Here is a 9,035-nt window from a genome sequence, read left to right as displayed (position 1 = left end):
GGACAGACAATGGGACAAAAAGTACATCCGATCGGTATGCGCGTTGGTGTCATTCGTGATTGGGAATCACGTTGGTATGCTGAAAAAGATTTCGCAAATTTATTACACGAAGATAAATTAATTCGTGACTATATTTTCAAAAATCTTAAAGATGCATATGTATCACGCGTAGAAATCGAACGATCAAAGAATCGTGTTGACATCATTATCCGTACAGCTCGCCCAGGAGTTGTTATTGGAGTTAATGGTGCAAATATTGAAAAAGTTAAAAAAGATATTGCAAAAATCTCAGAAGGCAACACAGTTAACATTAAAGTGTTAGAAGTTGCTAACCCAGATTTAGATGCTCATTTAGTTGCTCGTAATATTGCTGAGCAATTAGAACAACGTGCATCATTTAGAACTGCTCAAAAACGTACAATTCAACGTACAATGCGTGCAGGTGCTAAAGGAATCAAAACAGCCGTTTCAGGCCGTTTAGGTGGAGCAGATATGGCTCGTACAGAAGGATATTCAGAGGGAATCGTTCCTCTACATACACTTCGTTCAGACATTGACTACGCACACTATGAAGCTAATACTCAATTTGGTATCTTAGGTGTTAAAGTATGGATCTGCCGCGGAGAAGTATTACCAGGTCAAAAGGTTCAAGAACCTGAAGCACCTAAGGGTGGTAAGTTTGATCGTCCACGTCGTCGTCGTAACGACCGTCGTCCAAACAACAACCCACGTAATGCTAAACCAGCAGCTTCAGCTGCATCAAAAGACGAGCAAGGAGGTAACTAGTTATGTTAATGCCAAAACGTACAAAATATAGAAAACCACATCGTCTTTCATACGAGGGACGTTCAAAAGCTGGACGTACAGTTGCTTTTGGAGAATACGGTTTGGTTGCTGAATCAGGAAACTATGTAAGTAACCGTCAAATCGAATCTGCTCGTATTGCAATGACTCGTTATATGAAACGTGGTGGGAAAGTTTGGATTAAAATCTTCCCTCACTTAGCAATCACTAAAAAACCATTAGAAGTTCGAATGGGTTCTGGTAAAGGTGCACCTGAAGGTTGGGTAGCCGTTGTTAAACCAGGTCGAGTAATGTTTGAAATCGCTGGAGTATCTGAAGAAGTAGCACGCGAAGCGTTCCGCTTAGCTTCACACAAACTAGCAGTTAAAACTCGATTTGTTAAAAAGGGAGAGGAGGAACAAGTATGACAACAGTAAAAGAAATCCGTGAAAAAAATGACGCTGATTTATTAGTTGAAATTGATGCTTTAAAGGAAGAGTTATTTGATTTACGTTTCCAACAAGCAATTGGTCAACTTGAAAATCCTGCTCGATTAAGAGAAATCCGTAAAACGATTGCTCGGATTAAGACAGTGATCACTGAGCGCGAGCTTAGTGACAATAAGTAGGAGGTCACAACGCGATGGAAAGAAACAAGCGCAAAGTTTACCGTGGTACTGTTGTATCTGATGCAATGGATAAAACGGTAGTAGTAGAAGTAAAAACGTCAAAACGTCATCCATTGTATGGAAAACGTGTAAACTATTCAAAAAAATTCAAGGCTCATGATGAAACTAATGAAATCAAAGTTGGAGATATTGTTGAAATTATGGAAACTCGTCCATTATCAGCAACAAAATTCTGCCGCGTAACAAAATTAGTTGAAAAAGCCGAAGTATTGTAGGAGGTTGTCAAGATGATACAAAATGAATCAAGATGTAAAGTCGCTGACAACACTGGTGCTAAGGAAATCTTAGTAATTCGTTGCCTAGGTGGTAGCCGTCGTCGTTCAGCAAGCATTGGAGACATTGTTGTTGGTACGGTTAAACAAGCTATTCCTGGTGGAACAGTTAAAAAAGGTGATGTCGTTAAAGCGGTAGTAGTTCGTACTAAATACGGTGTACGTCGTGAAAATGGATCATACATTAATTTCGATGATAACGCAGTTGTTATCTTAAAGGATGATATGACTCCTCGCGGAACTCGTATTTTTGGACCGGTAGCTCGCGAGCTTCGTGAATATAATTTCATGAAAATCGTATCATTAGCACCGGAAGTGTTATAGGAGGCTTTTATGAGAATCAAACGTGGAGATAATGTTCAAGTAATTACAGGCTCATACAAGGGCACCATTGGTGATGTCATTGAAGTTTCACCTAAACATGACAAAGTAAAGGTTGAAGGTGTTAATTTAATTAAAAAACACATGAAACCAAGCCAAATGAACCCAGAGGGTGGTATTATTGAACAAGAAGCATGGATTCATGTTTCAAACGTAATGTTATACGATGCTAAAGCAAAAGCTCCAAGCCGTGTAGCTTACAAAGAAGAAAAAGGTAAAAAAGTTCGCGTCTATAAAAAATCAGGCGCAGCAGTAAAATAAGGAGGTATAGCTAAATGAACTTAAAAGAACAATACAAAAATGAAGTAGTTGCTAAATTAGTTGAAGAATTTAACTATACTTCAGTAATGCAAACACCTAAACTCGAAAAAATCGTTGTTAACATGGGTGTTGGTGAAGCAATCAACAACGCTAAATTCTTAGATGATGCTGTTGCTGATTTAGAAATTATTACTGGTCAAAAACCAGTTATCACAAGAGCTAAAAAATCAATTGCTAACTTCAAATTACGTGAAGATATGCCTATTGGATGTAAAGTAACACTACGTGGTCAAAAAATGTATGACTTCTTAGAAAAACTTATCAAAGTTGCTCTTCCTCGTGTACGTGACTTCCGTGGTATTAACGGTGGATCATTTGACGGACGTGGTAACTATACTATGGGTGTTAAAGAACAATTAATCTTCCCAGAAATTGATTTTGATAAAGTAAATAAAGTTCGTGGTATGGATATTACTATCGTTACTACAGCTAAAACAGATAAAGAAGGTTATGCTTTACTTTCAATGTTAGGCATGCCATTTAAAAAGGAGGGTAACTAATGGCTAAGAAATCAAAAATCGCTCGTGAAAAACAACGTCAAGAGATCGTAGATCGCTACGCAGAAAAACGTGCTGAGTTAAAAGCCAAAGGTGATTACGAAGGACTTCAAAAACTTCCACGTAATGCATCACCTGTACGTCTTCACAACCGCGACATGGTTGACGGACGCCCTCACGGATACTTACGTAAATACGGTATGTCTCGTATTCGCTTCCGCGAAGCTGCTCATAAAGGGCAAATTCCAGGCGTTAAAAAGGCAAGCTGGTAGTATAAAGGAGGAGCTTTTCAGATGTATGTAACAGATCCAATCGCTGATTTACTTACACGTGTTCGTAATGCTATTCAAGCAAAACACGATGTAGTTGAAATTCCAGCAAGTAAAGAAAAAACAGAAATCGCTAGAATTTTGAAAGAAGAAGGTTTTATCCGCGACTACCTAGTTAGTGGTGAAGGAATCAAAAAGACAATTACAATTGTTCTTAAATATGGTCCTAACAACGAACGAGTAATTAGCGGGTTAAAACGAATTTCAAAACCTGGTAAACGCGTATACGCGAAGACAAATGAAGTTCCACGTGTTCTTAACGGACTTGGAATTGCAATCATTTCAACTTCAGAAGGTATGCTAACAGACAAGCAAGCTCGCGCTAAACATGTTGGTGGCGAAGTCTTAGCTTACGTTTGGTAAGAGAGGAGACACTAAATGTCACGTATCGGAAATAAAACGATTACCATTCCGGCAGGCGTTGAAGTCGAAGTAAAAGCTGGCAATGAGGTGACAGTAAAAGGTCCTAAGGGAACTTTAACACGTCAGTTCAGTGAGCTTTACGAAATCGAAATTAACGAAGGCGAAATCAACGTTAAACGCCCGAATGATTCAAAAAAAGTTAAACAATTACATGGTACTACACGATCACTAATCGCTAACATGATTACTGGAGTAAGTGAAGGATTCACTAAATCTCTAGAATTAGTTGGTATCGGGTATCGTGCATCTAAGTCAGATAACAAGTTAGTCTTGAATGTTGGATACTCACATCCAATCGAGTTTGAACTAGAAGATGGTGTAGATATCGAAGTACCTAGCGCAACAGCTATCAACGTCAGTGGTGTTGATAAGCAACGCGTTGGAGAATGGGCAGCAAATATTCGTGCTACTCGTAAACCTGAACCATATCTCGGTAAAGGTGTTAAATACAAAAATGAAGTTATCCGTCGCAAAGAGGGTAAAACAGCAGCTAAGAAATAGTGGGAAAGGAGAATTTGAACGATGGCAAAAAAATTATCAAGAAATCAAGAACGAGTTCGTCGTCATGCTCGAGTTCGTCGTAAAGTCAGTGGAACGCAAGAACGCCCACGTCTTAGCGTGTATCGATCAAATGGAAACATTTCTGCACAAGTTATTGATGATGTTACAGGTAACACATTAGTATCAGCAGGATCGGTACAAATGAAACTCGCAAATGGCGGTAATATTGAGGCAGCAGCGCAAGTTGGTAACGCTGTAGCTAAATTAGCATTAGAACAAGGAATTAAATCTGTAGTGTTTGACCGTGGTGGTTATATTTATCATGGACGTGTTAAAGCATTAGCAGAGGCAGCTCGTGAAGCTGGACTAGAGTTTTAATAAGGAGGAACATGATGAATCGTAAACCTAGAAGAGAACAACGCGAACAAGAATTCGAAGAACGCGTTGTTGTCATCAATCGTGTAACTAAAGTTGTTAAGGGTGGTCGTCGTTTCCGCTTCGCTGCTCTAGTTGTAGTTGGTGACAAAAAAGGTCGTGTCGGTTTCGGAACAGGTAAAGCCAACGAAGTTCCAGATGCAATCCGCAAGGGTGTAGAAGCCGCAAAGAAAAACTTAATTAACGTTAAGATGATTAACGGAACATTGCCACATGCAAACACAGGTAAATTTGGTGCCGGAGAAGTATTTGTACGTCCTGCAGCAGAAGGTACTGGAGTTATTGCTGGTGGAGCAATTCGTGACGTTATGGAGTTAGCAGGTGTTACTGACGTGCTAACAAAATGTATTGGTTCACGTACACCAATCAACATGGTTCGTGCTACATTTGAAGCACTAGAATCAATGAAAACAGTTGATGAAGTTGCGAATTTAAGAGAAATCAAAGTCGAAGACGTACGATAGTAGGAGGCCTTTATGAAATTACATGAATTAAAATATAATGAAGGTGCACGCCAAGATCGTAAACGTCTTGGTCGTGGACAAGGTTCAGGAACTGGTAAGACATCAGGAAAAGGTCACAAGGGTCAAAATGCTCGTAGTGGCGGTGGTGTTTCACTAGGATTTGAAGGTGGTCAAACACCATTGTTCAAACGTATTCCAAAACGCGGTTTTAAAAATGTTAACCGTGTGGACTACGCAGTTGTAAACTTAAGTTCATTAAACGTATTTGAAGACGGAACTGAAGTTACAATTGAAGCACTTTTAGAAAAAGGAATTATCAAAAAAACACTTGACGGAGTTAAAATCTTAGGTCAAGGTGAATTAGAGAAAAAATTAGTTGTTAAAGCTAACGCATTCTCAAAATCTGCAGTTGAAAGTATTGAAAAATTAGGTGGAAAAGTAGAGGTAATCTAATGAGATTTTTTACTGATTTATTCAAAAATAAAGAAATCAGAATAAGAATCATTTTCACACTTGCAATGTTATTGATTTATCGACTAGGGACAGTTATTCCTGTTCCTAACGTCGATAGCGTTAAAGTCGCAGGATCAATGGCTAGCGAACTAAATTCAAATACATTAGTTGGAATGATGAATATTCTTGGTGGAGGGTTTATCCAATCATTTTCAATTTTCGCTCTAGGTGTAGGACCTTACATTACCGCATCAATTATTATCCAATTGTTATCAATGGATGTTATACCATATTTAACTGAGTTAACGAAGTCTGGTCAAAAGGGTAAATTACAACTTGACCGAATTACACGTTACCTTGGCGTGGTATTAGCATACATTCAAGCGATTGGAATTATTAGCTTACTCAACAATCAACATAAAATTCTGTTGAGTAGTACTGTAGCGGACTACTTCTTTATGGGAACTGTAATGGCTGCGGGAACAATGTTCCTTTTATGGCTTGGTGATCAAATCACTCAAAAGGGTGTAGGTAATGGATTATCAATGATTATTTTCGCAGGTATCGTATCAAATCTACCAAGTCAGTTTAAAGGCGCTTTTGCTGAAATGACTAAAGCTGGTACAACTATGGGCTTTGTATGGTGTGCAGTCTATGTGCTCTTATACTTAGCGATTATTATTCTTGTTATCTACATGAACGGTGCCGTTCGTAAGATTTCAATTCAATATACATCAAACGTAGGTGGAACCACTCGTGGTAAGAGTATGAACCATTTGCCATTAATGATTAACTCTGCATCAGTTATTCCAGTAATTTTTGCTGGAGCAATTATGCAAGCACCTGTTATTGTTATGAGTTGGATTAACCAAAATAGTGGTTTCTACAAGTTTATGACAACAACAATGAGCTTACAACAACCGGTAGGATTAATTGTCTATGCATTATTAATAATTGCATTCACATTCTTCTACACACACTTACAAGTTGACCCTGAAAAGATTTCAGAGGATTTCGGTAAGAATGGATCATATATCCCTGGTGTACGCCCGGGTAAAGATACAAAGAATTACATCAGTACAATTCTAAATAGAATTACGGTATTAGGAGCCTTATTCCTAACATTTGTAGCATTACTCCCTCATGTGCTACCGATGATTACACAGGGAGCAATTCCAGCAAGTACAGCAATTGGTGGTACAGGTATCATCATCGTTGTCGGTGTTGCACTTGAAACAGTTAAAGAACTTGAGGGTCGTATGACACAACGTTCATACAAAGGTTTATTTAACAAATAACAATTAGGAGGACAGTTTATGAATTTATTAATCATGGGTCCTGCTGGTAGTGGTAAAGGTACAATGTCAGCGCATATTGTTGAATTGTTCAATGTTGCTCACATTTCAACTGGAGATATGTTCAGAGAAGCTATCTCAAATGCTACTCCAGTTGGAATTGAAGCAAAATCATATATTGATCAAGGAAAACTTGTGCCTGACGAAGTAACCGACCGCATGGTAAAAGAGCGTATCTCAAAAGATGATTGCTTGAATGGTTACTTATTGGATGGCTATCCACGTAACTTACATCAAGCAGAAGCACTTGAGGTAATGTCAAATGATATTAACCGCCCTATTGATTTAGTAATCAATCTTGAGGTAGAATATGAGGAGCTTGTAAAACGAATTACGGGCCGTCGTCTATGTAAAGATTGTGGTGCGATCTATCATATTGACAACAATCCACCTAAAGTAGAATCTAAATGTGATATTTGCGGTGGAGAACTATACCAACGAAGCGATGACAACGAAGAAAAACTTCAAGTTCGTTTTGAAGAGTATATTAACCAAACAAAACCAGTTATCGATTATTATCGTGAAAAAGGTTTAGTTCGTGACGTTAATGCATCTCAACCTGCAGAAACCGTTATGAATGAGATAAAAAACATCTTGGAGGCGGTTAAATGATATCAACCAAGTCTGAACGTGAATTAGAATTAATGCGCGAAGCAGGAAGAATTGCTTTTGAGTGCCAAGAGGCAGTCAAGGATGCAATCCAACCTGGTGTATCAACCAAACATTTGGATGATATTGCTCGTAATTATATTCTAAGTCAAGGTGCAACACCAGCGTTTCTTGGTTATGATGGATTTCCGGGTTCAATTTGTGCTTCGGTAAATGAAGTTTTAGTTCATGGTATTCCTAGTTCAGAGGTAATCCTCAAGAATGGCGATATTATCACGATTGATGTAGGCGCTATTTATAAAGGTTATTACAGCGATCATGCTTGGACATATCCTGTTGGGGAAATAAGTGATGAAGCAAAAAACTTATTAAAAGTAACTGAAGAGTCGTTATTTGCAGGAATTGAAGCTGCTGTAGCGGGAAATCGTATTGGAGATATTGGTCATGCGGTAATGACAGTAGTTCAACCATTTGGTTATGGACTTCCTGTTGAATACTCAGGACATGGTGTCGGAACTTCGATGCACGAGGCTCCATACGTACCCAATGTTGGTGTTCCTAATAAGGGAGCACTTCTTCGCAAAAATATGGTTATTGCGATTGAACCTATGGTTCAAATTGGAACCAATAAAACATCTGTATTAGATGATGAGTGGACTGTTGTATCAGAAGACAGATCCTTAACAGCTCATTTTGAACATACAGTGGTAATTCTTGAAGATAGTTATGAAATTTTAACTCGAACAAAGGAGGCTTTTAAACACTCATGAGCAAAGAAAATGTTATCGAAGTAGATGGAGTAGTTCTTGATACATTGCCTGGAGCAATGTTTAAGGTGGAACTCAGTAATGGTCATGAAATTTTAGCTCACGTATCTGGTAAAATCCGTATGCACTACATTCGCATTTTACCGGGAGATCGCGTGACTGTTGAGATTTCGCCTTACGATTTATCACGTGGGCGCATTACATTTAGACATAAATAAGATAGTTTTAGGAGGATAATACTATGAAAGTAAGACCATCTGTAAAACCAATGTGTGAAAAATGTAGAGTTATTCGACGCAATGGTAGAGTAATGATTATTTGTGAAAATCCAAAACACAAACAAAGACAAGGATAGGAGGACGTCATATTAATGGCTCGTATAGCAGGAATTGACATTCCACGTAATAAACGTGTAGTAGTCTCATTAACATATATCTACGGTATTGGCTTAACAACATCAAAAGAAATCTTAGAAAAATGCGAAATCAGCGAAGATATCCGCGTTAAAGATTTAACTGAAGAACAAGTTAATGCAATCCGTCGTGAAGTAGAATCAATCAAAGTTGAAGGGGATCTTCGTCGTGAAGTTAACCTTAACATCAAACGCTTAATGGAAATCGGTTCAAACCGAGGAATCCGTCATCGTCGTGGCTTACCAGTTCGTGGACAACGTACAAAAACAAATGCACGTACACGTAAAGGACCTCGTCGTACAGTAGCAAATAAAAAGAAATAATAAGGTTAATTAATTAGGAGG

19 protein-coding genes are annotated in these 9,035 nt (G+C 38.4%); all 19 read left to right on the top strand.

From position 1 onward, the window contains the following. Positions 1-9 precede the first annotated feature (9 nt). From rpsC to rpsM, 19 genes are read left to right on the top strand one after another with little or no spacing between them, the layout of a single operon-like run. Complete coding sequence (rpsC, locus tag AAG186_RS06100; protein ID WP_161637320.1) at positions 10-786, top strand: 30S ribosomal protein S3; 777 nt, start codon at positions 10-12, stop codon at positions 784-786. Between the two features lie 2 nt (positions 787-788). Next, complete coding sequence (rplP, locus tag AAG186_RS06095; protein ID WP_125164267.1) at positions 789-1,211, top strand: 50S ribosomal protein L16; 423 nt, start codon at positions 789-791, stop codon at positions 1,209-1,211. Continuing rightward, complete coding sequence (gene rpmC / locus AAG186_RS06090; protein ID WP_003775201.1) at positions 1,208-1,411, top strand: 50S ribosomal protein L29; 204 nt, start codon at positions 1,208-1,210, stop codon at positions 1,409-1,411. The genes rplP and rpmC overlap by 4 nt, the downstream gene beginning before the upstream one ends. A gap of 14 nt (positions 1,412-1,425) precedes the next feature. Then, positions 1,426-1,686 carry a 30S ribosomal protein S17 gene (gene rpsQ / locus AAG186_RS06085; protein WP_003775202.1) on the top strand — a complete coding sequence of 87 codons (261 nt, stop codon included), beginning with the start codon at positions 1,426-1,428 and terminating at the stop codon, positions 1,684-1,686. 12 nt (positions 1,687-1,698) lie between these two features. Further along, on the top strand, positions 1,699-2,067 hold the full coding sequence (rplN, locus tag AAG186_RS06080; RefSeq protein WP_125164268.1) for a 50S ribosomal protein L14: 369 nt from the start codon (positions 1,699-1,701) through the stop codon (positions 2,065-2,067). Positions 2,068-2,076: 9 nt separating this feature from the next. Further along, positions 2,077-2,385 (top strand): 50S ribosomal protein L24, encoded by a 309-nt coding sequence (rplX, locus tag AAG186_RS06075; RefSeq protein ID WP_125164269.1) that lies wholly within the window; start codon positions 2,077-2,079, stop codon positions 2,383-2,385. Positions 2,386-2,399: 14 nt separating this feature from the next. Continuing rightward, positions 2,400-2,945 (top strand): 50S ribosomal protein L5, encoded by a 546-nt coding sequence (gene rplE / locus AAG186_RS06070; protein ID WP_161637321.1) that lies wholly within the window; start codon positions 2,400-2,402, stop codon positions 2,943-2,945. Beyond that, complete coding sequence (gene rpsN / locus AAG186_RS06065; RefSeq protein WP_003775210.1) at positions 2,945-3,214, top strand: 30S ribosomal protein S14; 270 nt, start codon at positions 2,945-2,947, stop codon at positions 3,212-3,214. Before rplE ends, rpsN begins: the two co-directional genes overlap by 1 nt. 21 nt (positions 3,215-3,235) lie before the next feature. Continuing rightward, positions 3,236-3,634, top strand: a complete 399-nt coding sequence (gene rpsH / locus AAG186_RS06060) for a 30S ribosomal protein S8 (RefSeq protein WP_003775212.1) — start codon at positions 3,236-3,238, stop codon at positions 3,632-3,634. Positions 3,635-3,649: 15 nt separating this feature from the next. Beyond that, on the top strand, positions 3,650-4,195 hold the full coding sequence (gene rplF, locus AAG186_RS06055; protein ID WP_161637322.1) for a 50S ribosomal protein L6: 546 nt from the start codon (positions 3,650-3,652) through the stop codon (positions 4,193-4,195). A gap of 21 nt (positions 4,196-4,216) precedes the next feature. Then, positions 4,217-4,573, top strand: a complete 357-nt coding sequence (gene rplR / locus AAG186_RS06050; RefSeq protein ID WP_125164273.1) for a 50S ribosomal protein L18 — start codon at positions 4,217-4,219, stop codon at positions 4,571-4,573. A 14-nt stretch (positions 4,574-4,587) separates the two neighbouring features. Continuing rightward, a complete protein-coding gene (gene rpsE / locus AAG186_RS06045) occupies positions 4,588-5,094 on the top strand; it encodes a 30S ribosomal protein S5 (RefSeq protein ID WP_125164274.1) in 507 nt (168 codons plus the stop codon). Between the two features lie 12 nt (positions 5,095-5,106). Further along, on the top strand, positions 5,107-5,547 hold the full coding sequence (gene rplO, locus AAG186_RS06040) for a 50S ribosomal protein L15 (protein ID WP_125164275.1): 441 nt from the start codon (positions 5,107-5,109) through the stop codon (positions 5,545-5,547). Then, positions 5,547-6,845: a preprotein translocase subunit SecY gene (secY, locus tag AAG186_RS06035; RefSeq protein WP_161637323.1), complete on the top strand. Its 1,299-nt coding sequence runs from the start codon at positions 5,547-5,549 to the stop codon at positions 6,843-6,845. Before rplO ends, secY begins: the two co-directional genes overlap by 1 nt. Positions 6,846-6,863: 18 nt before the next feature. After that, the gene (locus AAG186_RS06030; protein ID WP_125164277.1) at positions 6,864-7,514 is read left to right on the top strand and encodes an adenylate kinase; all 651 of its coding nucleotides are present in this window, start codon (positions 6,864-6,866) and stop codon (positions 7,512-7,514) included. Beyond that, entirely contained in the window at positions 7,511-8,281 is a 771-nt protein-coding gene (gene map / locus AAG186_RS06025) for a type I methionyl aminopeptidase (protein ID WP_125164278.1), read from the top strand. The genes AAG186_RS06030 and map overlap by 4 nt, the downstream gene beginning before the upstream one ends. After that, positions 8,278-8,496 carry a translation initiation factor IF-1 gene (gene infA, locus AAG186_RS06020; protein WP_003775226.1) on the top strand — a complete coding sequence of 73 codons (219 nt, stop codon included), beginning with the start codon at positions 8,278-8,280 and terminating at the stop codon, positions 8,494-8,496. Before map ends, infA begins: the two co-directional genes overlap by 4 nt. A 23-nt stretch (positions 8,497-8,519) precedes the next feature. Next, the gene (gene rpmJ, locus AAG186_RS06015; RefSeq protein ID WP_016357297.1) at positions 8,520-8,633 is read left to right on the top strand and encodes a 50S ribosomal protein L36; all 114 of its coding nucleotides are present in this window, start codon (positions 8,520-8,522) and stop codon (positions 8,631-8,633) included. Positions 8,634-8,648: 15 nt separating this feature from the next. Continuing rightward, positions 8,649-9,014 (top strand): 30S ribosomal protein S13, encoded by a 366-nt coding sequence (gene rpsM / locus AAG186_RS06010; protein ID WP_161637325.1) that lies wholly within the window; start codon positions 8,649-8,651, stop codon positions 9,012-9,014. The last annotated feature ends 21 nt before the right edge of the window (positions 9,015-9,035 follow it).

Source organism: Erysipelothrix sp. P66, assembly GCF_038682365.1.
Classification (GTDB): domain Bacteria; phylum Bacillota_I; class Bacilli_A; order Erysipelotrichales; family Erysipelotrichaceae; genus Erysipelothrix; species Erysipelothrix piscisicarius.
Note: the sequence above shows the minus strand (reverse complement) of the source record. Positions and strands in the feature narration are given on the sequence as shown.

Coding starts and splice junctions, on each gene's coding strand:
- rpsN (WP_003775210.1), top strand. CDS start 2,945: ATGGCTAAGAAATCAAAAATCGCTCGTGAAAAACAACGTCAAGAGATC.
- AAG186_RS06030 (WP_125164277.1), top strand. CDS start 6,864: ATGAATTTATTAATCATGGGTCCTGCTGGTAGTGGTAAAGGTACAATG.
- rpsH (WP_003775212.1), top strand. CDS start 3,236: ATGTATGTAACAGATCCAATCGCTGATTTACTTACACGTGTTCGTAAT.
- rplX (WP_125164269.1), top strand. CDS start 2,077: ATGAGAATCAAACGTGGAGATAATGTTCAAGTAATTACAGGCTCATAC.
- infA (WP_003775226.1), top strand. CDS start 8,278: ATGAGCAAAGAAAATGTTATCGAAGTAGATGGAGTAGTTCTTGATACA.
- rpsC (WP_161637320.1), top strand. CDS start 10: ATGGGACAAAAAGTACATCCGATCGGTATGCGCGTTGGTGTCATTCGT.
- rplO (WP_125164275.1), top strand. CDS start 5,107: ATGAAATTACATGAATTAAAATATAATGAAGGTGCACGCCAAGATCGT.
- rplR (WP_125164273.1), top strand. CDS start 4,217: ATGGCAAAAAAATTATCAAGAAATCAAGAACGAGTTCGTCGTCATGCT.
- rplE (WP_161637321.1), top strand. CDS start 2,400: ATGAACTTAAAAGAACAATACAAAAATGAAGTAGTTGCTAAATTAGTT.
- rplN (WP_125164268.1), top strand. CDS start 1,699: ATGATACAAAATGAATCAAGATGTAAAGTCGCTGACAACACTGGTGCT.
- rpmJ (WP_016357297.1), top strand. CDS start 8,520: ATGAAAGTAAGACCATCTGTAAAACCAATGTGTGAAAAATGTAGAGTT.
- secY (WP_161637323.1), top strand. CDS start 5,547: ATGAGATTTTTTACTGATTTATTCAAAAATAAAGAAATCAGAATAAGA.
- rpsE (WP_125164274.1), top strand. CDS start 4,588: ATGAATCGTAAACCTAGAAGAGAACAACGCGAACAAGAATTCGAAGAA.
- rpsM (WP_161637325.1), top strand. CDS start 8,649: ATGGCTCGTATAGCAGGAATTGACATTCCACGTAATAAACGTGTAGTA.
- rplF (WP_161637322.1), top strand. CDS start 3,650: ATGTCACGTATCGGAAATAAAACGATTACCATTCCGGCAGGCGTTGAA.
- map (WP_125164278.1), top strand. CDS start 7,511: ATGATATCAACCAAGTCTGAACGTGAATTAGAATTAATGCGCGAAGCA.
- rpmC (WP_003775201.1), top strand. CDS start 1,208: ATGACAACAGTAAAAGAAATCCGTGAAAAAAATGACGCTGATTTATTA.
- rplP (WP_125164267.1), top strand. CDS start 789: ATGTTAATGCCAAAACGTACAAAATATAGAAAACCACATCGTCTTTCA.
- rpsQ (WP_003775202.1), top strand. CDS start 1,426: ATGGAAAGAAACAAGCGCAAAGTTTACCGTGGTACTGTTGTATCTGAT.